Raw genomic sequence first — 21,873 nt, 5'->3', positions numbered from 1 at the left:
GCCTTACGTGCTGTGGGCGAGTCGAGCGTCACGGGAGATCGAGGTGTGTGTGGTGCGAGCATGGAATCATGATCGAGGAACCGAGATCGCCGCGGATACAGGTTTCGCGGACCGATCTCACCTGGTGCGCACCACGGTTGCCATGGGCGGAGTGACGCCCGGCCGTATGGCCGCGGCCCTTCGGGGACGAATCCCGGCCGTGCGGCACCTGCTGCGCGTCGAATGAACCGATCCGACCGCTCGCGCGTGGTTGAGGCATGTGGAAGTCGATATCAGGTCGGAGACCTGGAAACAGCATCCCAACGGCATCCGCGCAGCGGGTACTGATAGTCGGCGCCGGTGTCGGCGGAATAGCCACTGCCCGAGCGCTGTTGCGCGACGGCCACGATGTCACGGTCTTCGAGCAAGCCTCCGCGGTACGAGCCGCCGGTGGGGCGATTACCATCTGGCCGAATGGCGCCCGAGTGCTCACCCAACTCGGCGTCGACATGACCGGAGCCGGTCAACTCCTCTCCGCTGTCCACGTGTCGACAGCCGCCGGACGCCGTGTCGCCACGCTCGACGTGACCGCGTTGAACGCCGAACTGGGAGCGCCCACCCGCATGGTTCCGCGCCGGGTACTCCTCGAACGACTGCTGGACGACTTCCCGATGCATCGCATCCGACTCGACGCGCGCGCGGTCGCCCTGACCGACAGCCCCGACGGCGTGCGAGTCGACTTCGCGGACGGCACAACGGCGGAAGGTGATCTGCTGATCGGCGCGGACGGGCGACATTCGACGGTGCGCGCGGTATTGGACGCCGACGACGCGGAGCCGACCGGCTGGTGCAGCTGGCAGGGGCTGATAGAACTGCCCGATATCGCCGACAGCGACGTCGCGGTGATCATCATCGGCGAAGGTGGAAACCTCGGCCTCTGGCCCGCGGGCAACGGTCACCTCCAATGGTGGTTCGACCTGCCCTGGGCCCCGGATTTCGTGCGACCCGACTCCCCGATCGACACCATCCGCTCGCATTTCGCGGGTTGGTCCCGATCGGTGGACCGGGTGCTGGCGGCATTGACCGACGATGACCTGAGCAGATCGCCGTTTCCGCACTTCCGACATCCGATACCGCGTGACTGGGGACGAGGCCGCATCACGCTGCTCGGCGACGCGGCTCACACCATGCCGCCCACGCTGGCTCAGGGCACCAATCAGGCTCTGCTGGACACGATGGTGCTGCGCCGAGCCCTCGCATCCCAGCGCACCGTGCCTCGAGCGCTGCGCTGGTACGGCAGAACCCGTCGGCGCAGTGTCGCCGCCGTCTCCTGGATGACCTCACGTCAGGTCTCCCACGGCGAGTCCACGATGAAACCGGCCGCGCTGCTGCCCCTGGAGTTGGCGACCAACGCGCTGACATCTTTCCTCCGGGCCACCAGCCACACCGCGATATCGACCGAAGCCACCGAGAGACAGTCCGCGATGGACAACGACCGGACCTCGCCGAACTCGGCCGAGTTCGGCGAGCTGCTGCGACGACCCGGGTGCGGGTCGTGAGGAACGCGAGGTTCGCTCACCCCGACACTCCGGGGTCAACCACCCGGGTCGGACAAAGTTGTCTTGACACCGAGGCTCGGGGGTGAGGTAGTGGGCACAGCGGTGCCTGACCACGTGGCCCGTATTCCCAGGGCCCGAATGTCGACTCGGTCTACAACCGGGGCGACGACAGCGATGCCCTGTGGATGGCGATGCAGTATGTCGACGGGACGGACGCGGCCGAACTCATGCGCAGGGAGCCCGGAGGATTGGCGCCGGACCGAGCGGCGCGCATCATATGCGACGCCGCGAAGGGGCTGCGTCACGTGCACGCGCAGAACTTGCTGCATCGTGATGTCAAACCGTCCAACATCCTGGTCACCGAGGACGACGACGGTGAACGGGCGCTGATCGCGGACTTCGGACTGACTCGTTCCGTCGAAGAGGCCGAGACCGTCACCGAAACAGGTTGGCGCGCTTGCACTCCCGCTTTGGCCGCGCCGGAGGTGCCGCGGGGGCTCGCGGTAGACCGTCGGGCGGACATCTATTCGCTCGGCGCGACCTTGTCGGCGCTGATCACGGGGGCGAATCCGCAGGGGGCTCCACCGTCGCCCGGCGGTGCCCCGACCGTGCTGGATTCGCCTGCGCCGGTGCGGGTGCGCCCCGATGTGCCACCGGAACTGGAAGAGGTGATCGCACGGTCGATGGCACAAGAGCCGGAGCGGCGGTATCAGACCTGCGCGGAATTCGTACGGGCCGTCGAGCTCGCGGTCACGGATTCCGCACGCGGGCAACGACGTAGCGGTTTCCCCTGTCCGGTGCCTGTTCCGCGCCGCCGCATCACGGCCATCGGAGCAATCCTCGTCGCTGTCGTGGCGGCGATGACGATCGCTGTCTGGCCGACCGCTCACAGATCCGATGGCGCGGCCCCGACAACACCGCCCCCGACGAGCACCGGTCAGGCCGTGGCCAGCAGTGTCCGGACGGGACTGCTGCGGTGTTACTGGCGGACGAAGGTCCCGATAGACACCGACTTCTTCCTCGAATTACCGAGCGAGACAGCGGTGAAGAAGTACCAGGGGTCGGTCAAGATCGCCGTCGACGGCAAGGTCGGGTCGGACACCTGGCGTCACATCGCGATCAGCTGCTCGCAACGCGGCGACTGCGACTACAAGTACCCGCACCCGCTCCCCCTGAACTACGCCCTGAATTCTTCGACGGTCCGCCGCGTAGGAGCACAGAGTCCGACACCGAGCGGATCAGCCGGGCGACTGCGGCGGAGGCCATCGGGAAGGTTCGGTACCGTCGGCGCGTGGCGGCGGTACCGGTCCCCTCACTCCCCGATCCGGCCGGTTTCGATGTGGGATGTGGCCGCTCGGTCGTCAGACCAGTCTCAGTTGCCGGGGACGATCAGGTCGTGGACGAACTGCATCTTGTCGAGCACACGCTGCGGCAGGACGAACGGGTAGAGGTCCTGGTGGCCCATGGAGCGGTTGATTTGATTGAGTGCCCATGACAGCGGCAGCCACCATTCGATGATCCGCTCGAATCCGACCTTGCCGGGCAGTAGTGAGTCCAAGGTCGAAGCGGCCGGTGCCATGACGAACGCCGCCGCCGTGTCGAGGGTGTCGCGGATGTGGAGGTAGTGCGCGAAGGTCTCGGCCCAGTCTTCGGCGGGGTGCATCGTCGCGTACGACGAGACGAATTCCGACTTCCAACCTTGCGGGGCCCCTTGGTCGTAATGGCGCGAAAGCGCCTCTTGGTAGTCGGTGTCGGGATCGCCGAAAAGCGCTTCGAATCCGGACCGGTGCTCCCCGGTACCGACCAGCACGGTCTGGTAGTAATGCCCGATCTCGTGGCGGAAGTGCCCGACCATGGTGCGGTAGGGCTCCTCCATCGACACCCGCAGTTGTTCGCGGTGCACGTCGTCACCCTCGGCGAGGTCGATGGTGATCAGACCATCCTCGTGTCCGGTCGTGACTCGCTCGGCACTACTCGAGAGCAGATCGAAACACAGGCCGGTGTCGGGATCGTCTTCACGTCCGGTGATGGGCAGTGCCAGTTCGGTCAATTCGAGCACTACTCGGCGTTTGTCGGTTTCGGCGTCGGCGAACGCCCGTAGACCCTCGACATCGTTGTCGGCCGGTCGCGTCCGCGTCAGCCGACAGGACCGACACAACGGGTCGGCCTGTGCTGCCTCAACCAGCCAATTGCATCGTGCCAGAGACAGATTGTCGCAGCTACGCCAGGCGGTGTCATCGACCTCGACGCTGCCGTGCTGATCGAGTGCCAGCATTGTTCGACTCGGCAAATGGAACCGCACCCGGCTCTTGCAGTGCAGACACACCGAATTCTCGAACGACAGCAGCTGTCCGCACGTGCCGCACACAAAGTTACGCATTCCATCCGCTCCTGGATATTCGTCGCACAGTTCGTCACCGCCCCTCGATAAGCAGGCGGTCGTGTACTTCGGCCCTCGGCGCGAGGATGCCGGAGAGCATTCGGTTGGTCAGGGACGTGATCGGTCGAGGATCCCGGGACATGGCGCGTCCCGTGAATGTAGATCGCGTGCCGAACCTGCGCACCGGCCGAGACCGGCGTTGCCTGTCGTGCAATACCCCCCGGTCATCGAGTGAAACGAACGCAGGGTGAAGGGGTGAGATATTCGGCAACGACGAGAGCCGAACCGGCAGGAACAGGTGCGCACACCGAACGTTCAGAAGTATTTCGACGTACAGGTTTTCCAGCAGCCGCACGCCGTCACGGTCGAGCAATATTCGGTTCGCGCAGGCGGCCACGAGAGCGTTGTACTCCATCGTGGCCCCGGCTCTTCTCGACCGCCGTGGTCGGACCCATCGTCTACTCCCGTCACCCGCGGGTCACCAACGCACTTCGAAGTGCCCACTTCCCACCAGGAAGTTGCACATCCAATATGAAGTCCGGCGCCACGCCTCCTCCGCAGAGTCGATGCGAAAGAAATAGGCATGAGCACACTCTCCCCTTCACTGCCCGGCGACACCTGGGCTCTGGGCGATCTGACCGTCACCTCGGTGTCAGCAACGCCACCGCCGAGCAGGTTGTCGAAGCGCAGGGCATCGCGCCGATCGTGAGCGTGCAGAACATGTTCGACCTCGCCCACCGCCACGACGACGAGTTGATCGACCGACTCGCCCTCGAACGCATCGCCTACGTGCCGTTCTTCCCGCTCGGCGGGTTCAGCCCCGTACATTCCTCCGCGCTCTCGGCGGTCGCCACCCGACTGGACGTCGGCCTCACGTCGGTCGCCTTGGCCTGGCTGCTGCGCAGGTCGCCGAATATCCTGCTGATCCCCGGCACCTGCTCGATCGCGCATCTGCGCGAGAACATCGCCGCCCGCCTCTCGCTCTCCGAAGAAGACCTCGCCGTACTGGACGAGATCGGGCGCGACCGTGCTCTGCACCTCATCAGCGGAGGGCGCCGTCATCTCGATACGAGGCGAGTACCCGGGGGCGAGTACCCGGCCTGAAGATGGACCGATGCTCGGTGGGAGTGATACCCCGACGACGTTTGAAGGCCACGCTCAGAGCAAACGGATTGGCGTAGCCTACTTTTCGCGCGATAGCGGCCACGGTCAGATCTGTCTCGCGGAGCAGATCGGCCGCCAGTGCCGCGCGCATGCCCGCCAGATAGGCAATGGGTGGCTCACCCACTTCGGCCGTGAAACGGCGAGCCAGGCCCGCCCGGGACACTCCGAGGCGAGCGGCCAGCTCGGAGACCGTCCATGCCCGCGCCGGTTGGTCGTGCAGTAGTCGCAGGGCCTGGCCGACGATCGTGTCGTCTCCGGTTCGGTACCAGCCGGGGGCGTGCCGCTGGGGACGGTCGAACCAGGCCCGCAGGGTGGAGGTCAGCATGAGGTCCAGCAAACGGTCGAGCACCGCCTGCTGTCCGGACCGGTCGTGCGGGATCTCGCGGGCGATGATGTCCAGAATCGGATATTCGCCATCGGATTCGGGGACGACGAGCACGGGTGGAAGTTCTTCCAGCAGTCGTTCGCTGATTCCCACGGCACTCTCATAGGCGCCGCTCAGCACAGTCGCGCCGCCCTCGTCGACGTTGCCGCATGTCCGCGGCTGCGCTGGACGCTGCTCCTCACCGAGCCGTGCGGTGGACTCGGCGCAGTAGTCCGCCACCGAAATCACCCGGTGCACCGAGGTCGTCGGATCGTCGGAGATGATGTAGGGGGCCGGTCCCCGAATGATCGCGATGTCACCCGCCTCGATCATCACCGGTTCACCGGTCGACGGCGTGATCCATGCCCGGCCGCTCAGCGTCGTGGCCGTGCTCAATTCGGCGGCGCTGGTGAACCGTAGCGACCACGGCGAACTCAGGATCGACTGCGTCAGCAACGCCCCTCGGGCTCGAACCCCGTCCAGCAGCTCCGAGAGCCCATCCACACCTCTCAATATAGACGCTCGAAAATCCATCCGAGTGTTCTAGAGATGGCCGAGTCACCCCCTCGGCGGTTTGACTCGAGGCATGACAAAGCAACCCATCCTGATCACCGGCGCGACCGGCAAATCCGGCTCGCGCGTCGTATCCCAGCTCGGCGAGAAGGGCGTCCCTGTCCGCCCGGGTTCACGTTCGGCTCAACCTCGGTTCGACTGGGCGGATCGTTCGACATGGGACACCGCTCTCGAAGGGGTCGAGGCGGTGTATCTGGTTCCGTACGAGCTCGATCCGGTCGCGAAGCCCTTCATCGCTCGCGCCCGAGAGCTCGGCGTCGAGCGGGTCGTCGGGCTGTCCGGCCGCGGCATCGACACCCCCGGTTATGCCGGTGCGAACAGCAGCGTGGGACAACTTCTCGGCGATGTCGAGGAAGCGTTGCGGGAATCGGGGCTGCGTTGGACCATCGTGCGCCCGGCGTGGTTCGCGCAGAATTTCAGCGAGGGCTTCTTCCTCGACGCGGTGCTGGCGGGCGAGTTGCGACTTCCGGGCGGCGATGGCGCGGCGACCTTCGTCGACGCCGAAGATATCGCCGCCGTGGCGGTCGCGGCATTGACCGAAGACGGCCATCACCAACAGATCTACGAGGTCTCGGGCTCCCAGGCGGTGACGCTCGCCGAAGCGGCCGCCGAGATCTCCTCCGCCACCGACCGTGACCTGAAATACGTCCCGTTGCGCCACGAACAGTTCATCGCCGAGCTCACCGAACAAGGATGGCCCGCCGCGGACGCCGCGGAATTCGCCGACACCGTCGGAGCTATCCGCCGCGGGATGGACAACCACGTCTCCGACGGTGTGCAACGCGCGCTGGGGAGACCCGCCCGCGACTTCCGAACCTTCGTCGAGACCGCCGTCGCCAACGGCGCTTGGACGACCTGAACGACACACCGACACAATCACCCCGGAAGTTGGGACGGATTATGACGCCGAGCAGCCGGAATACCGTCCGATCAACGCGGCGGCCGACGACATCAGCGTCGAATTCCGCACGATCTGGACTGCGGTCGCTTCCACGCCGCCGTCGCGGCATCACGACGTTTGCCTACGCGAGGATTCACCACACATGCATCACAAATCTATTCAGCGCTGCATATGGTTTTCGACAATTCGCGGATCGCTGGCTCCCCGCCGGCAGTAACCGCGTTACTGTTCATTTGTGCACGTCGCGGCGCATCGGTTCGGTGACACCGCCACGTCACACGGACATCTCGACGAGCGCGCCGAGGTGGTGTCAACGGAAGGGCCGCAATGCATCGAACCCCCACGGCGATCGGCTCGGGTGCGAGTAGGCGGTGCTTCCATGACGGTGGCCGCGGCCCGCGTGACCGGTGGCGCGGGAGGTCGGGGCCCACGCCACACCGGCCGCGGCTACACCCGACGATCGGGTTGCGCACCCGCCGACGCCGGGTCCCTGGCACCGAGGCAGTTCCGGATATACAGAATCCGCGGTCGCGACACTCTCGACTGTTCGGGCGCACGGCTCATTCGGTTCGGCAGGATTGAGACAGATCGATATGTCCCGATAGGCGTGGGCCACGACGATGACCCGAGACGCACCGACCGCACATCACGGCCGATCGACCTACTCGACACGGTGTGCCAGAAATACCCGGCGATACCTCACGACGACGTGAATGGGAGCTCGACGATGAATTTTCCCGGTCCGACACCGCGGCGAAACCGTGCTTCGGGTCCATCTGCGCTGACCGTGCCTGCCGCCGTGGCGGTGCTGGTCAGTGCGCTGGTCGGAGTCGGCGCAGATCCCGCGGTCGGCCACGCGCAATCCAACTGTACTGGAAAGCATTTCGTAGCATCGTGGACGGCCAGCCCCACCGATTCGGTGACCCCGCTCGACGCCTGGGGACAACCGACCCCGCTCACGGTCGATGATCAGACTTTCCGCATGATCATCACCCCTCACCTGGGTGGAACGCAGCTGCGTGTGCATCTGACCAACCGATTCGGGCTCACCCCCGTGACCTTCGACCGAGTCAGCATCGGCAACCAGGTCTCGGGCTCAGTGGTGGGCGACATCGCACCGGTGAGGTTCGACGGGCAGACATCGATCACTGTTCCCGCGGGCAACGATGTCACGAGCGACCCGATCTCCTTCGTGGTCTCTTCCTTCGCCCCGTTGGCCGTCAGCATCCACGTGTCCGGAGCCGCCGGTCCACCGACCAAGCACTGGAACGCCAATGCCACCTCCTACTACTCCCCGCACGGCAGTGGCGACCTGACCGCACAGCCCGCCTCCGAACAGTTCTCCTCGACCACCGGAGCGTGGTTCTACGTCGAGGCACTCGACGTGTCGGCACCGGCGAGTACCCGGGCCGTGGTGGCCTTCGGCGACTCCATCACCGACGGTTTCGTGGGCGCGACCGTGCTTTCGGTACCGGCCGACCGCGCGGTGGCCGACACCAACGGCCGCTACCCCGACCTGTTACAGCGGCGACTCGACGCCGCGAACATCCCGATCTCGGTGGTCAACGCCGGAATCGGCAGCAACCGTGTGCTGACCAGCGGTGAACCACTACTGCTCGGCCCGAGTGGACTGTCACGTTTCCCACGCGACGCGCTCGACCAAGCCGGGGTCGCCGCGATACTGGTCCAAGAGGGAATCAACGATCTCGGGCTCCCACCGGCCCCCGACGTCGCCTCCATGATCGCCGGATACGAACAACTCATCACCGCGGCCCACCGCAGCGGTAAGAAGATCTGGCTGGGCACACTCCTTCCCGCCTCCGACGCGCTGGTCGACGGCGTCCTGCTGGCACCACGCAGCGAAACCGACCGTCAACAGATCAACACCTGGATTCGGACACAGAACCGCGCCGACGGCATAGTCGACTTCGATGCCGCACTCCGCGATCCAGCCGATCCCGCGGTGCTCCGACAGATCTACTCCAGCCCCGACCGACTACACCCCAGCCCCGCCGGCTACCGGGCTATGGCCGACACGATCGACCTCACCATGCTCACCGACACCCACTCCCCCGCCTGCTGACACCTCTCGTCGGCTCCGCGGCGACGTCGATGGACTCGGTACCGTCGACGGCGACACCGAGAAAGGTTCCGTCTTGTCGAACCCGCCGAGGTCACCCGGACCCAGATCGCCGAACGGGCCGGTGTCTCCCAAAGGCAGGTCTCGCGCGCCCTGACCCGCGTTATCGGCGGCCTGCGTGAACAGGCGACTACCGCGGCCCGCTGCCGGGCGAGGATCGGGGATGTTCGGGGAGTCGTACGATCTGGACGAAGAAGTCATCGATCTTCTTGATCGCGTCGAGGAACTGGCTCAGGTCGACCGGTTTGGTGACGAAGGCGTTGGCGTGGCTTCGGTAGCTGCTCACGATGTCGTCCTCCGAGGAGGAGGTAGTGAGCACGACCACGGGAATGTCGCACAGATCCTGGTCGGCTTTGATGCGTTCGAGGATCTGGCGGCCGCTGTATTTGGGCAGGTTGAGATCGAGCAGCACCAGCCCCGGCCGTGGCGCGTCGGCGTGGTCCCCGGTGCGGTAGAGGAAGTCCAGGGCCTCCTGCCCGTCACGGACCACGTGCAAGGTGTTGCCGACCCGGTTCTCCTCCAGGGCCTCGATGGTCATCAACTCGTCACCTGGATCGTCTTCCACGATCAGGATGTCGATCGGTCGGCCGAGTGTGCGCACGAGACTCCAATTTTATGTTGTAGACCTCAGTATGGGGCGTGGCTGTCCGGTGCGGGTGATCGGCGCAAACGCGGCCCGAGTTGTGGCGGTGGTTCGCAACGTGTCGCGCCGGGCACACTCCGTCGCGACGGCACCGGTTCCGCGTTTCCGCTCCGGTACACGAATCTCGGGTGTCTCAGATCGAGGACACCGGGTGGCGTACCGCCTCCACGGCGACGCCCCCTTGGATGTCGTCGCGGACGGCAGGTGTCCGCCGAACGGCCGGATGCGCGTCAGGTCGTTCGGACCGGTTGCGCGGCGCGGGAAATCGATTGCGTCACGAGGTAGCCGTCCAGGCCCTCCTTTCCGAGTTCGCGACCGTAACCGCTGGTCTTGACCCCGCCGTAGGGGCGAACGGGCCCGTGATGCAGCCCTCGTTGATGCCGAAGGAGCCGGTGCGCACCCGCGCGGCCACGGCGAGCCCGCGGTCGATGTAGTCGCGCACTCAGCGCTGTGGACCGTCGGGTTCACCCGCGAGGTAGGCCAGACCCCAGAATCCGTGCGCGACACGGGCGAAGCCCGGCCGGTCCCGGTACGGACCATGCTGACCGTAGGCCGAGACCCGCAGCATGATCGCGCGCTCGTTGAGTTCCTGGATCTGCTCGAAACCCAGTCCCCACCGTTCCATGACGCCGGGGCGGAAGTTCTCGACGACGTCACAGACCCGGATCAGCTCGCGCAGCATTTCACGGCCGCGCGGCTCAACGTCACCGAGCGTTTGTTGCGGCCTGCGCTGAGCCAGAACAGCGTGTCGCCGCACTCGGTGTCGCTGCCGAATCGTCGCAGATTGTCACCCGATGTCGGCCGCTCGACCTTGATGATCTCGGCTCCGAATTCGCCGAGGGCGGTGGCGCAGAACGGTCCGGCGAAGTAGGTGCCCAGGTCGAGGACCCGGACGCCTTCCAGTGCGTGCATGGCGTACCTCCGGCACTCGATGCGTCTACCGGCTCTGCGACCAGGGCTTGTCGTCCCATGCCCGGTCGAGGGGTTCCATCCCGCCGCCGAACGGGAAGAATTCGCGCTGGGCGTAGGTCTCCAGGCCGATGCCCTGCCCCATCCGGTCCAGGAACGCCCGCTTGAGTTCGTGGGTGAACAGCTGTCGGGTGTACCGCAGCACCATCGGCGGTCGTTTGGCGAGTTCGTAGGCCAGTTCCCGGACCCGATCGAGCAGGCGATCCTTGGGGTGCACCTCCGCGACCGCGCCCCAGTCCAGCGCTTCGCGCGCCCCGACGCCTCGGCCGAATCCGTCGTCACCGCGGTGAAGAACGGCGAACTCTCGATGTCGAGGTCACCGAACCGGTCGCCCGCCGCCGCACGCACGTGGCCGGTGCGATACACCGCCTCCTGCTGCGGCGTCCGTCCCGCGGCGAACGGCACATTGCTGATGCTGGCGATATCGGCTTCGCGGCCTGCCAAGCCGAGCACACGTCTGCGACTGGCGCCGATCATCATGGATTTCGCCACTCAGGGCGTGCGGGTCAACGCGATCTGTCCGGGCATGACCTGGACGGCGCTGGCCCACCGCGGGGTCGAAGGGCCGCCGCCCGCCGACTCGATCCCGCCGCAGCCGATGAAACGGTGGGGACTGCCTGAGGAAATCGCGGCCGCCGCCCCGTGGTCTACTACTACTTCGACACGATGGACGAACTGTTCCTCGAGGTCTTCCGACGCGGCGCCGAAGCCAATCTCGAACGGCAACGACAGTCGCTCACGACCGAATTCCCGCTGCACACGCTGTGGGAGGCGAGCACCGGACCGTTCGGCGGCAAACTCCTCATGGAGTTCATGGCAATGGCCAATCACCGCAAGGAGATCCGGCTCGAGATCGCGCAGTACATCGAACGATTCCGCGAGATCCAGCAAGCGGCGTTCACCTTCCTGCTGCGCGCTCGCGGCGTGAACCCCGACGACCTGCCACCGGTCCTCCTGTCCATCATGCTCGGAAGTTTCGCCTCGATCCTGGTCAACGAACAGTCGCTCGGCATCACATTCGGTCACGCGGAACTGATCGCCTTCGTCGAGCGACTGATCACCGGACTCGAGCCCACCGATCCGCCACCCGGGTAGCCCGACGCCACCGGGCGGAACGCAACGCCACAACTCGACGCGTCGCGTGCACCACACGCCGCACCACCGGGCAACGGGGACCACCGGGGCTGCCGCGCGGACAGGTGACTTCGACCTGTTACCGGACTCCCCTGCGGGGAAACACGGTCAGCGAGATCTTCCCGATGGAAACCAGGGCCATGGCCATTGCCTTCTTCTACGCCGTCGGCACCGCGGTCGGTGGCATCGCCGGGCCGCTGGTCTTCGCCGAACTCACCGGTGACGGCGACCCCGGCCGGACCGCGCTCGCTTTCGGCATCGGCGCGATCATGATGATCCTCGGTGGAGTCGTCGAGCTGATTCTCGGAGTTCGCGCCGAGGGCAGATCCTCGAAAGTATCGCCGCGCCAATGAGTTCACAGAGCACCAGCTGATTCCCGCAACCGGCGCGACGCCTCATTCCGACGGAACCATCTCGGCCACAACGAGTGGCGACCGTCGTCTCAGCGCCTGGGTGACCAGGACCACGACGGCGATCACGGCCGCGATGATGATGATCGGGAAAAGCATTGTGCCGCCACGGTCCGCGGCATCGGCGATCGGATTGGTGACGCCGAGTCGATCCAACACCCAGCCGAGGGCGGCGATGATCACCAGGACCGCGCCGCCGACGCGAAGTACCGGCTGCGCTCGGGTGGTGGCCAGTACCAGCAGCGACGGCAAGACGAGGGCGACCAGCAGCAACTGGATGGCCTCGATGCCGACATTGAACCCGAGCACACTGAGCGCCAATTGGCCGGTGGACAACTTCAGTTCGGCCAGGGTGAACGAGAACGCCATACCGTGGACGAGCCCGAATATCCCGGCGACGACAGCTTCCCGGCCCGGGAACAGCGGCCGGACGGCGTGTACGCCGCCCACCAGGATCGTTGCGGCGATGAGTGTTTCGATCGGGGCCGCGGGGATCTCCACCCGACTCAGGGCACTGACCACGAGCGCGACCGAGTGCCCCGCGGTGAATGCGATCGTGACAGCGAGAATGTGCCGCACGGCGCGACGCCAGCGGTTGTCCGGGTGCCAACGACCGTCCCTGGCTATCAGCGCCGCGGGCAGCAGGAGGGTGAACAGAAACAGGAGATGGTCGGTGCCCTCCAGAATGTGATGGCCGCCGAGCACCACCATCGCGGCCAATCCCCGCCACACACCGGCATCGGTCAGATCCACCGGCACAGGCGGCACGGTCATGGACGCCGCGTCCGTGCGCAGGACACCGACCTGCCTGGCGTCGTTACCTGTGTCGACCTGCCCGGCTCGCCAGTCCTGACGGACCGAGACGATGGCGATGTGGGTGGCGACCTCGCGGAGGACGGCGTCGTAGCCCAAGACGAATCGCCGCATGTCGACGCCCGGCGGCGGGGTCAACTCCGCGTGGACGACGAGTTCCTTGTAGGAACCGGTGGCCGACCGGTCGGCGTAGTCCAGATCCATGTCGCCGATCCGGACGGACCACGGCACGCCGTCCGGCGTGGTGGGCCGCACATGGTCGCGCAGATAGTTCGCCAATCCGGCGGAGTCGTCGGCGGACAGGCGCGCGCGCATGTTGACATCGATGCCGCTGGCCCGCGCGAGATCGGTTGCGGGTATCGACAATTCGGCGTCGATCGTTGTCTCGCGCACATCGAGCAGCACGTTGGTGCCCGGCATCGGATGCGCCGGAGCGGCAATCGGGTTGTACAGCAGGACGATCACCGCGCACCCCAGCACGACCAGCGCTCTTCGTAGCGTTCGCTTCACAGGCCAATGATTCGCATTCCACGGGTACGCCCGAATCGGTCGATCTACCTATCTTCTGGGTGGCCGAATCGAGAGTGAATGTGGTTGCGGTCGCACCGAACCGCACCGTGGTCGGTCCCCCGAACCCGGTGCCCGTGATGACCACGCTCGTGCCGCCGGTCGACGGACCGGACGCAGGTGAAACCGAAGTGATGGTAGGCATGACGCCCTCCCCCTTATGGATTGTGTCGATACTGAATCGGACTCTCCGACACCGAAAGCGCCTGTGTGTTCAGCGGTTTCGGTACCTCCATTAACCTCCCGAATCCAGCGTTCGGCCACAGAATTCCGGTCACGGTTTCACCTGTTATCACCTTGTTGCTATGCCAGTGTTTCACCGAACGAAGTCGTTATCACGAATGTCAATAAGCCTTGCCTGAGAACATCTTTCGCGGAGAAACTAGTATCCAAATTGACTAGCTGAGCAATAGCCGTAAAGGAGACAGGCTCCTGTTTTCTCGGCCGAATCCGTGCTTCCGGTAGCTCACCAACACCCAAGCGGCGCTCAGCGGTTTCGTCTACGTCTGGAAGTCGTAGCTCCGGTATCGAATCCGGTGGCCGTGACTCGCAGGAATAAGTGGCGGTGATTTCGCGCCGCGGATCGACAGGCGGTCTGAACTGTTTCACGGCAGCGCGTAGCGGTCGTGGCATCGGTAGACGGGTATCGAGGGAGGTATGGATTCGTGAAGCTGGGCGTGTACGGCCTCAGTGCCAAGGCGACGTTGGGTCCGCTCGACACCGCGCGGCTGGCGCGGCGAGCCGAGCAGCTGGGCTATCGATCCTGGTGGGTCGGCGACCACGTGGTGTTACCCAGCCCACGGGTGCCCGACTCGCCGATGGCGCCCACCGACCCGATTCTCGACCCGCTAATGCATCTGTCCTTTGTGGCCGCGTTGACCGAGCGGATGGAGTTGGGCACCGGAATTCTGATTCTGCCGCAACGCAATCCGGTGGTGCTGGCCAAACAGGCCGCCAGCTTGGACGTACTGTCGCGGGGCCGTTTGTTGCTCGGTGTCGCGCCCGGCTACCTCGAGCCGGAAATGGCCGCGGTGGGAGTGGCGCTGTCCGAGCGCGGCGGGCGCACCGACGAATACCTCGACGCGATCCGGCAACTGTGGACCGAGCCGGAACCGGCCTTCCACGGAAAGTACGTGGACTTCGAGCACGTGGACACCCACCCACGCCCGGTACGGCCCGACGGTGTGCCGGTCGTGATCGGCGGCCACAGCCCGGCCGCCTATCGGCGGGCGGTCGGCAAAGGACACGGATGGATCGGCACCGGCAGTTCACCGCAGGACCTGATCGTTCATCTCGACGGCCTGCGCAGAGCCGCCGCCGAGGTGCCCCGGCCCGCGCACCTGGGACGGCTACAGATCAACTTCATGCAGATCGATCCGGTCGAGGTGGACGCGAACAACGCTCGGCGCTACGCCGAACTCGGCGTGGACCGACTGCTGATCTACCCACTGCCACTGGAAGATCCGGCCGCAGTGGAAACATTCCTGGAAAAGCACGCCGAAATCGCGGGCTGACCGAACGACGGCCGAGGATGTGCCCGTGAACCCGTAGCAGCCCCTCTCGAACACAGCGAGGTATCGTAGGACGAACCGACCGCTGTACCGGAAACAGCCGACCGGATCACGGTCGACGAAGGTGCGGCAGCGGCCCGGATCAGGGTGCGCCCGGTCGATCGACGGACGCATCCGACTCCCGATTTCGGGCGGGCTGGAATGCGGGGATCTTCCGATCGCGACGCCGCACCGAACAGTCCCGCTCGAAATCCGGTCACGGATGGCGTGACGCCCTCGCCCCACACCGGCGAAAGTACTCGCCCGCCTGCCCGCAGGTCGCCGAAGCGTGGTCGCTGCAATAATCGGGTGCACCGATGAAACAGTCGCACGACAACCTTCACGCCCGACGAACGCGCGCCACTGGTGACGACGCGCGCGGGATCGCGCGGCACGTCGACAACGAATGTGGGTGAACGCATCGAGACCGCGGGCTTGGCAGATTGTTGGTGGCAGGCATTGTCCGACGCGATGGATCTGCCGATATCCGACGAACCGGGGCGCTTGCTGTTACGCGACCTGGTGATCGATCTGCTCGCCGCACTGGATGCCGAACCGTTCGATGCGACCATCGGTTCACACGTCGGCGCCGCGCTGGCGGACGCGCGACTGGGTGACGACCGGGTGCCTGCGATCTCCGCTCGCGTGCTGGCCGACCTCGTCGGCAACAGCGTCAGCCCGGACGCGACGATTCGCTTCGCCGTACTGGTCACCGCGCTCGGTCAGGGCTATCAGCGTCGAGAACACGCGCTGCGCACCGGGCGCACGGATCCGACCGGCCACGACGCGGGACTGCATCGCGACGCGCGATTCCGCGTGCTGTTCGACAGCCCCATCGTCGCGGTGGCCTTCGGCGATCTCGACGGAAATATTCTGGATGCCAATCCGGCGTTGGCCGAGATGATCGGCACCTCCGTCGAGGAACTGCGCGGGATATCGGTCTACGACTTCGCGCACCCCGACGACCGCGCTGACATCAGCACCCTGCTCTACGAACATCTGGTTCCGGCACGAGAGGGTTCGGTCACCCTGCGCCACCGCCTGCTGCGCGCCGACGGTACCGTCGGGCGTGCGGCGTTCGTCGTCACCTACATTCGAGGCACGGGCCGACAACCCGACTATCTCGGAGCCGTCGGTGCCGAAATCACCGAATGGTTCGACCTCGAGGACGATCTGCATCGACAGGCCCGACACGATCCGCTGACCGGTCTGCCCAACCGCCGATACCTTCTCGAACAGATCACCTCCATGAGCACCGCGAACGCGAGCGAAACCGACCGGGTCGGAATATGTTTCGCCGATATCGACCACTTCAAGGACATCAACGACCGCTACGGTCACGACACCGGCGACAAGGTCCTCACCGCTGTCGCCTCCGGCCTGCGTGACCTCGAACGGGAATTCGACTGCTTCATCGCACGACTCGGTGGTGACGAATTCGTCGCGCTCATCGCGCCTCCCGCCGACACCGACCGGGTCGGCCTCATCGCACACCGCCTGTCGTCGGTCGTCTCGATTCCGATCACCGTCAACGATCACCGATTGAACGTCTCGGTCAGCATCGGTGCGGCAGTGACGCCGGTCGCCGGAGTCACCGCCGAAACCTTGCTCCGCACCGCGGATTCCAGTCTGCACGAAGCGAAAGCACGCGGCGGGGGGCGGTGGATCGTCCACACTCCTTCGACCAGTTCCCGATAGCCTCGGACCCGCCTGCACCCTTCCGACCCGACGTGTCAGGCCGGCACGCGGTCGGCGACGATGAACTGCTCCACGAATTCGGCTGCTCGGCGGTCGAATGCGGCGTACTGGGCGGTGCGCTCGGCGCCCGCGCTGGCCTCGTCGAGGAGGAAATTGCCCGCGGCGTCGAGGCGCTGACGGCGTTCCTCGGCGTCGGGGAGTATCCCGACCGAAGAATGGGCGAAGCCGCAGTAGTAGGCCAGGCCCGCGTTGAGCTGGGTTTCGAGGGCGGCCCGCATATCCGGCAGTGCCGGATCGTCGCCCGCGATTCCGCCCAGACCCAGCCACAGGATTCGTTTTCCTGCGAGGCGAGGTTTGCTGCGGCCGTAGGCGAATCCGTAATTCCACACCCGATCGATCCAGCCCTTGAGGATGGCGGGAACGCTCAGCCAGTAGACCGGGAATACGGTGACGATCACATCGGCGGCGAGGATGCGCCGCATATGGTCTTGCACTTCGTCGGAATACGGCTTCTCGCGGTTTCCCCAGTCCGGCTGGTCCTCCACGGTCATGCGCGGATCGAATCCCTCCGCCTGGAGATCGAGGAGGTCGATTCGGTAGCCCGCCGCCTCGAGTTGCGCGGTCGTCCGGCGGGCGGTGTGCGCGGTGAGCGAATCGGAGCGGTGATGGGCGACGACGACCAGAGCGGTACGACCGTGGTTCTCACTACCGTTGTGCTGCAAGGTATTTCTCCTGACTGGCGGTGGCGTCTGACTTTGCGATGTGTCCAGTACACCCTTGTTCGCGTGGACGATCCATAGGAGAAACACTTCAATAGATAGGATTTCGTCTACACTGCGTGGCATGGATCCGGTGAGTTCGCTCCTGAACGGAATTCGAGCGGAAGGCTCGGCCGTCAGTCACGCCGTACTGAAAGCGCCGTGGACCATCCGCTTCGCCGACCGCGCCCCACTGACCATGGTCACGGTGCTGCACGGCGGCGGCGTGCTGGTGTTGGCCAACGGCACCCAGCGGCCGGTCGAGCCCGGTGACACCGCGATCGTGCGCGGCCCGGAACCCTTCCACCTCGCCGATCACCCGGATTCGCTGAACCGCCCCCACATCGAATACGAAATCGCTTGCTTCACAGCCGATCCCGAATGCGTCGCCGAGGAACTCTCCGGAATCCACTGGGGAACGAATTCGGCCGAGGCCACCGCGCTGATCGTGGGCGCCTACCGAACCTCGGGCCGTCGTCCCGATCGCCTACTGCGCGCCCTGCCCCCGGTACTCGTCATCCGCGAGGACGTCGACACCTGCGACTGGCTGGAGAAAGCGGCCGTCGATTCCGCCACCAACGCCGCCGGTTCACAGGCACTCATGGACCGTCTCCTCGACTGGGCGCTGGTCTGCACCCTGCGCACCTGGTTCGCCCACGCGGGCTCCGCCGCCCCGACCTGGTACCGCGGCATGGCCGATCCCGTGGTCGCTCCCGCGCTCGAAGCCATCCACGGCACCCCGTCCCGGAGTTGGACCGTGGCCTCCCTCGCCGCCCAGGCCGGAGTTTCGCGCGCCCTCTTCGCCAAACGCTTCGCCCAACTCATGGGACGCCCGCCGCTGAGCTACCTCACCGAATACCGCATGGACGAGGCCGAAGACCTCCTGACCGCCTCCGACCTCACCGTCGCCCAGGTGGCCAAGGCCGTCGGCTACGCCGACTCCTTCGGCTTCAGTGCCGCTTTCAAGCGCTACAGAGGTATGAGCCCCAGCGCCTTTCGTGCCGCGGCCTGAGTCTCGGCGAGTCGCAACCGGCAGCCTCGATCTGCTCTCAGGGTCGCGAACAGCCTGACCGGATCACCCCTTCACCGAGGCAGTTGACCTACCCGATCACTCGATCAGGGTTCGATGTGTCGGAGGAGCCACCACCTCGCGGCCGGGTGAACGCCGCGACCAATTTCTGCCAGCGTTGCCTTCTCTCACAGCACACACTCGACAACATGACTCCCCGCGCAGACACGACCTTCATTTCGGGCAACGAGCGGTGTGCCGCCTGGTGGTATCCCGCCGACGACACGATCGAGCCCGGCCCCGTGATCGTCATGGCACACGGCCTCTCGGGAACCCGCCGCGACCGGCTCGGAGCGTTCGCCGAACGTTTCGCCGACGCGGGATTCGCCGCGCTGGTGTTCGACCACCGCGGATTCGGCGACAGCGAAGGCGAACCCGACCTGTTCGTGCCCGCCCGCCAGCTCGAAGACTGGCGCGCCGCGATCGCGTACGCCCGTGCACGCCCCGAAGTCGACACGCGCCGAGTCGTCACTTTCGGCTCGTCGATGGGCGGCGGCAACGCACTGGCCGCCGCGGCCGAAGACCTCCGCATCGCCGCCGCGATCAGCCAGGTGCCGTTCCTCGACATCCTCTCGCAGGCCTACCGCGGGCCACTGTCGGTGCGACTGCGCACACTACTGACGGCGGCCCGAGGGGGCTATCTGCCCGCAGTCGGACAACCCGACCAACCCGCGTTCATCAACGCGCCCGACAGCGAACACGGCTGGCGCCACGTCGTCGCGATCGGCGAGGACTCCCGCTGGCGCAACCGCGTCAGCGCCCGCTGGCTACTCGGCCGACCATTCCGACCCGCTCGTGACGCGCGCACCCTGCACTGCCCGTGGCTGGTGTGCGTCGGCGAACAGGACCGAGTCGCCGCACCCGGCCCAGCCATCCGCGCCGCCCGCAGCGCGCCACACGCGGAACTACGCCTCTACCCCGGCGTCGACCACTTCGACATCTACGACGGCCCCGCACACGAAGCGTTCGTCACCGACCAGATCGCCTTCCTCCACCGCCACGTGGGCGCGGCACAACCGGCGAGGCGGTGAAGGTGACTCCACCCTCGATTTCACCGAGCGCGCCCGCTCGACCCATCTCCTGTGTGAACCCTCGATACTCGGGCACCACCTGAGAGACTGCCACCATGTCATCCGTTATCGCGCTACCCCGGCTTCTCCGCATCGGCGGCGGCTGCTCCGCCGACTTGGCAGAGGTCCTCTCGGACGCGGAGCTGTCGCGTCCGTTGATCATCACCGACCCCTACCTCGCCGCACAGTCGTTCCTCGACCGCATAGTGTCCCGACTCGACGAGGCGGGGATCCGAGCAGAGGTCTTCTCCGATGTGCGACCGGACCCCACCACGGACTCCGTCGACAAAGCCGTCCAGGTGTTCCGCGGCGGCGAGTTCGACTGCGTGGTCGGTATCGGCGGCGGCAGCCCGATGGATACCGCCAAGGCCGTGGCATTGCTGGGATCACGCGGCGGCACCATGGGGGACTACAAGGCTCCGATCCTGACCGACACCCCGACGCTCCCGCTCATCGCGATACCGACTACCGCCGGATCGGGCTCGGAATGCACCCGATTCACCATCATCACCGACAGCGCCACCAACGAGAAGATGCTCTGCGCGGGACTGGCATTCCTGCCGACCATCGCCCTGGTCGACTACGAACTGACCATGCAGATGCCCGCACGACTCACCGCCGACACCGGAGTCGACGCACTCGTGCACGCCGTCGAGGCCTTCGTCAGCCGAAAGTCCAATCCGTTCACCGACGACCTCGCGCTGACCGCTATGCGCACACTGTTCACGAATCTGAGAACCGTGTACGAGGACCCGTCGAATGCCTCGGCCCGAGCGCAGATGATGCTCGCCTCCACCCAGGCGGGGATCGCGTTCTCCAACTCCAGCGTCGCACTGGTGCACGGAATGAGCCGTCCCCTCGGCGCGCATTTCACCGTGGCACACGGGCTCTCCAACTCGATGCTGATGCCCGACATCACCGCGTTCTCGGTCGACGCCGCGCCCGCGCGCTACGCCACCTGCGCACGCACGCTCGGAATCGCCACCGATGGCCTGTCCGACTCCGAGGCCGCCGCGCGACTCGTCACAGGTCTGCGAGACCTCAACATCGATCTCGAGGTTCCTGGACCACGGCAATACGGAATCTCCCAGAGTTCGTGGCGGGAGAAGGTCGCCATCATGGCGCGCCAAGCCAAAGCTTCGGGATCACCCGACAACAACCCCCGAATCGCGTCCGTATCCGAGATCGAGGAGCTCTACGAGTCGCTGTGGAGGTAGCTCCCGAGCTCGGCCGCCCCTGCCTGCGGCGGCGGCCAGCGGACCGCTGCGGAGCGGTGATCCAGGGCTCCTCTGCCAAGGCCACCGGCCCTGATATCCATGCCCGCCGGTGCAGCGTTCGGGGACCAGCGACGCCCGACTGCTCGCCACCACCCCAACGGGGCAACACCGTTGTCGGACGCCGCTGGGATCGGACTCGCGTCAGGACTCCGCGACGGTCGCGGTGTCGCTCGACTCGTCCGCGACCACGATGTCGGTCTCGGCCTTCGGTGCCGGACGTGCGGCGAGGAACTCGTCCACGATGCGGACATGGTCGCTGTGGGTGGTTCGGGCGGCACCGACCAGCCGCCCGTACGCCACCGGGCCGACCAGCTGCGCGACCGCGGCGGGGACGTTGTCGTCGCCGAGCACCGCGCGGCCTTCTTCGGTCGCGAACAGTTCCTCGAACGGCTGACGGTAGTAGTGGTTCAATCCCATGCGGAACATGGCGGCCTTGGTCATCGCTTCACTGGCCTCGGCCGGGGCGCCGGCGGCGAACCAGGTCAGGGCGACCTTGCTCAACGGCGCTGTTTGGATGACCACCGCCTGCCTGTCGACGAGCTCGATCAGCTTGTCGCGCAACGTCCCTTCGCCGGGCGCGGTCACGGTCGGCAGGAGCACGCGGTACATCGCGGCTGTCCCCGCCACGACGCCCTTGCCGAGATACTTGTACATGGTGGTCTTCGCGGCCGTCTTCTGCTGGCCGTAGGTGTAGACGGCAAGCGGTTTGAGACCACCCGACTTGATCAGTGTCGCCACCGCGCGCAGTTGCTCCGCCCGAGTCGGCGGCGTCGGCGGCGCCTGCGGCGTGTCCTCGGTGGTCCCAGTCGTCATCGGGGTCCTTCCTCCAGAAAATATGCTGTAACTGCCTCAGCG

Annotated in this window: 18 protein-coding genes and 5 pseudogenes; 13 read left to right on the top strand and 10 right to left on the bottom strand. The window is 66.0% G+C overall.

The window, feature by feature from the left end:
• Window positions 1–257: 257 nt before the first annotated feature.
• Window positions 258–1,538, top strand: a complete 1,281-nt coding sequence (locus tag OG225_RS11000) for an FAD-dependent oxidoreductase (RefSeq protein WP_405181571.1) — start codon at window positions 258–260, stop codon at window positions 1,536–1,538.
• A gap of 146 nt (window positions 1,539–1,684) precedes the next feature.
• Window positions 1,685–2,986, top strand: a pseudogene (locus OG225_RS10995) (protein kinase domain-containing protein); the annotation flags it as partial.
• On the opposite strand, the gene OG225_RS10990 reads toward OG225_RS10995, so the two are convergent.
• Entirely contained in the window at window positions 2,911–3,918 is a 1,008-nt protein-coding gene (locus OG225_RS10990) for a putative zinc-binding metallopeptidase (protein ID WP_405181570.1), read from the bottom strand. The pseudogene OG225_RS10995 and the gene OG225_RS10990 sit on opposite strands and share 76 nt — an antisense overlap.
• A gap of 531 nt (window positions 3,919–4,449) precedes the next feature.
• On the opposite strand from OG225_RS10990, the gene OG225_RS10985 reads away from it, so the two are divergent.
• Window positions 4,450–5,022: an aldo/keto reductase gene (locus OG225_RS10985; protein WP_405181569.1), complete on the top strand. Its 573-nt coding sequence runs from the start codon at window positions 4,450–4,452 to the stop codon at window positions 5,020–5,022.
• On the opposite strand, the gene OG225_RS10980 is transcribed toward OG225_RS10985, so the two are convergent.
• Window positions 4,961–5,950 carry a cupin domain-containing protein gene (locus tag OG225_RS10980; RefSeq protein ID WP_405181568.1) on the bottom strand — a complete coding sequence of 330 codons (990 nt, stop codon included), beginning with the start codon at window positions 5,948–5,950 and terminating at the stop codon, window positions 4,961–4,963. The two genes, OG225_RS10985 and OG225_RS10980, sit on opposite strands and share 62 nt — an antisense overlap.
• Before the next feature lie 82 nt (window positions 5,951–6,032).
• On the opposite strand from OG225_RS10980, the gene OG225_RS10975 reads away from it, so the two are divergent.
• Both OG225_RS10975 and OG225_RS10970 read left to right on the top strand, forming a co-directional pair.
• The gene (locus OG225_RS10975; protein ID WP_405181567.1) at window positions 6,033–6,878 is read left to right on the top strand and encodes an NAD(P)H-binding protein; all 846 of its coding nucleotides are present in this window, start codon (window positions 6,033–6,035) and stop codon (window positions 6,876–6,878) included.
• Window positions 6,879–7,902: 1,024 nt separating this feature from the next.
• The gene (locus OG225_RS10970; RefSeq protein WP_405181566.1) at window positions 7,903–9,003 is read left to right on the top strand and encodes a GDSL-type esterase/lipase family protein; all 1,101 of its coding nucleotides are present in this window, start codon (window positions 7,903–7,905) and stop codon (window positions 9,001–9,003) included.
• Window positions 9,004–9,190: 187 nt separating this feature from the next.
• On the opposite strand, the gene OG225_RS10965 is transcribed toward OG225_RS10970, so the two are convergent.
• The 4 genes and pseudogenes from OG225_RS10965 to OG225_RS10950 form a co-directional block, all read right to left on the bottom strand.
• Window positions 9,191–9,661: a response regulator gene (locus OG225_RS10965; RefSeq protein ID WP_405181565.1), complete on the bottom strand. Its 471-nt coding sequence runs from the start codon at window positions 9,659–9,661 to the stop codon at window positions 9,191–9,193.
• Window positions 9,662–9,933: 272 nt separating this feature from the next.
• A pseudogene (locus OG225_RS10960) lies at window positions 9,934–10,130 on the bottom strand (aldehyde dehydrogenase family protein); the annotation flags it as partial.
• 15 nt (window positions 10,131–10,145) lie between these two features.
• Window positions 10,146–10,615, bottom strand: a pseudogene (locus OG225_RS10955) (CoA transferase).
• A gap of 25 nt (window positions 10,616–10,640) precedes the next feature.
• On the bottom strand, window positions 10,641–10,889 hold the full coding sequence (locus OG225_RS10950; protein WP_405181564.1) for a hypothetical protein: 249 nt from the start codon (window positions 10,887–10,889) through the stop codon (window positions 10,641–10,643).
• A 90-nt stretch (window positions 10,890–10,979) separates the two neighbouring features.
• Between OG225_RS10950 and OG225_RS10945 the strand changes: the two are divergent.
• The 3 genes and pseudogenes from OG225_RS10945 to OG225_RS10935 all read left to right on the top strand — a co-directional run.
• Window positions 10,980–11,252: pseudogene (locus tag OG225_RS10945) on the top strand (hypothetical protein); the annotation flags it as partial.
• A gap of 62 nt (window positions 11,253–11,314) precedes the next feature.
• Complete coding sequence (locus tag OG225_RS10940) at window positions 11,315–11,767, top strand: TetR/AcrR family transcriptional regulator (RefSeq protein WP_405181563.1); 453 nt, start codon at window positions 11,315–11,317, stop codon at window positions 11,765–11,767.
• Between the two features lie 104 nt (window positions 11,768–11,871).
• Window positions 11,872–12,159 (top strand): hypothetical protein, encoded by a 288-nt coding sequence (locus tag OG225_RS10935; RefSeq protein WP_405181562.1) that lies wholly within the window; start codon window positions 11,872–11,874, stop codon window positions 12,157–12,159.
• Window positions 12,160–12,201: 42 nt separating this feature from the next.
• On the opposite strand, the gene OG225_RS10930 is transcribed toward OG225_RS10935, so the two are convergent.
• Window positions 12,202–13,539, bottom strand: coding sequence for a HupE/UreJ family protein (locus OG225_RS10930; protein ID WP_405181561.1), 1,338 nt, complete (start codon window positions 13,537–13,539; stop codon window positions 12,202–12,204).
• 67 nt (window positions 13,540–13,606) lie between these two features.
• Window positions 13,607–13,741: pseudogene (locus OG225_RS10925) on the bottom strand (IPT/TIG domain-containing protein); the annotation flags it as partial.
• A gap of 520 nt (window positions 13,742–14,261) precedes the next feature.
• On the opposite strand from OG225_RS10925, the gene OG225_RS10920 reads away from it, so the two are divergent.
• Together OG225_RS10920 and OG225_RS10915 are read left to right on the top strand one after the other, a co-directional pair.
• Window positions 14,262–15,110 carry an LLM class F420-dependent oxidoreductase gene (locus tag OG225_RS10920; protein ID WP_405181560.1) on the top strand — a complete coding sequence of 283 codons (849 nt, stop codon included), beginning with the start codon at window positions 14,262–14,264 and terminating at the stop codon, window positions 15,108–15,110.
• Between the two features lie 444 nt (window positions 15,111–15,554).
• Window positions 15,555–16,844 carry a diguanylate cyclase domain-containing protein gene (locus OG225_RS10915; protein ID WP_405181559.1) on the top strand — a complete coding sequence of 430 codons (1,290 nt, stop codon included), beginning with the start codon at window positions 15,555–15,557 and terminating at the stop codon, window positions 16,842–16,844.
• Between the two features lie 35 nt (window positions 16,845–16,879).
• Here the strand turns inward: OG225_RS10915 and OG225_RS10910 are convergent, their stop codons facing one another.
• Entirely contained in the window at window positions 16,880–17,566 is a 687-nt protein-coding gene (locus OG225_RS10910; RefSeq protein WP_405181558.1) for an NAD(P)H oxidoreductase, read from the bottom strand.
• 121 nt (window positions 17,567–17,687) lie between these two features.
• On the opposite strand from OG225_RS10910, the gene OG225_RS10905 reads away from it, so the two are divergent.
• The 3 genes from OG225_RS10905 to OG225_RS10895 all read left to right on the top strand — a co-directional run bounded on the left by OG225_RS10905 (window position 17,688) and on the right by OG225_RS10895 (window position 20,958).
• On the top strand, window positions 17,688–18,614 hold the full coding sequence (locus tag OG225_RS10905; RefSeq protein WP_405181557.1) for an AraC family transcriptional regulator: 927 nt from the start codon (window positions 17,688–17,690) through the stop codon (window positions 18,612–18,614).
• Between the two features lie 206 nt (window positions 18,615–18,820).
• Entirely contained in the window at window positions 18,821–19,702 is an 882-nt protein-coding gene (locus OG225_RS10900) for an alpha/beta hydrolase (protein ID WP_405181556.1), read from the top strand.
• Between the two features lie 95 nt (window positions 19,703–19,797).
• Complete coding sequence (locus OG225_RS10895) at window positions 19,798–20,958, top strand: iron-containing alcohol dehydrogenase (protein WP_405181555.1); 1,161 nt, start codon at window positions 19,798–19,800, stop codon at window positions 20,956–20,958.
• A gap of 201 nt (window positions 20,959–21,159) precedes the next feature.
• Here OG225_RS10895 and OG225_RS10890 read toward each other — a convergent pair whose 3' ends face one another.
• The gene (locus OG225_RS10890; RefSeq protein ID WP_405181554.1) at window positions 21,160–21,831 is read right to left on the bottom strand and encodes a hypothetical protein; all 672 of its coding nucleotides are present in this window, start codon (window positions 21,829–21,831) and stop codon (window positions 21,160–21,162) included.
• Window positions 21,832–21,873: the final 42 nt, after the last annotated feature.

Origin of the sequence: Nocardia sp. NBC_01377, from assembly GCF_045040005.1 — a bacterium.
Taxonomy (GTDB): Bacteria; Actinomycetota; Actinomycetes; order Mycobacteriales; family Mycobacteriaceae; genus Nocardia; species Nocardia noduli.
This window is presented reverse-complemented; position numbering and strand designations above follow the sequence as displayed.

Excerpts from the sequence above, each read along its gene's own strand:
- OG225_RS11000 (WP_405181571.1), top strand. The coding sequence starts at position 258 with ATGTGGAAGTCGATATCAGGTCGGAGACCTGGAAACAGCATCCCAACG.
- OG225_RS10990 (WP_405181570.1), bottom strand. The coding sequence starts at position 3,918 with ATGCGTAACTTTGTGTGCGGCACGTGCGGACAGCTGCTGTCGTTCGAG.
- OG225_RS10985 (WP_405181569.1), top strand. The coding sequence starts at position 4,450 with ATGAAGTCCGGCGCCACGCCTCCTCCGCAGAGTCGATGCGAAAGAAAT.
- OG225_RS10975 (WP_405181567.1), top strand. The coding sequence starts at position 6,033 with ATGACAAAGCAACCCATCCTGATCACCGGCGCGACCGGCAAATCCGGC.
- OG225_RS10970 (WP_405181566.1), top strand. The coding sequence starts at position 7,903 with ATGATCATCACCCCTCACCTGGGTGGAACGCAGCTGCGTGTGCATCTG.
- OG225_RS10905 (WP_405181557.1), top strand. The coding sequence starts at position 17,688 with ATGGATCCGGTGAGTTCGCTCCTGAACGGAATTCGAGCGGAAGGCTCG.
- OG225_RS10900 (WP_405181556.1), top strand. The coding sequence starts at position 18,821 with ATGACTCCCCGCGCAGACACGACCTTCATTTCGGGCAACGAGCGGTGT.
- OG225_RS10895 (WP_405181555.1), top strand. The coding sequence starts at position 19,798 with ATGTCATCCGTTATCGCGCTACCCCGGCTTCTCCGCATCGGCGGCGGC.
- OG225_RS10890 (WP_405181554.1), bottom strand. The coding sequence starts at position 21,831 with ATGACGACTGGGACCACCGAGGACACGCCGCAGGCGCCGCCGACGCCG.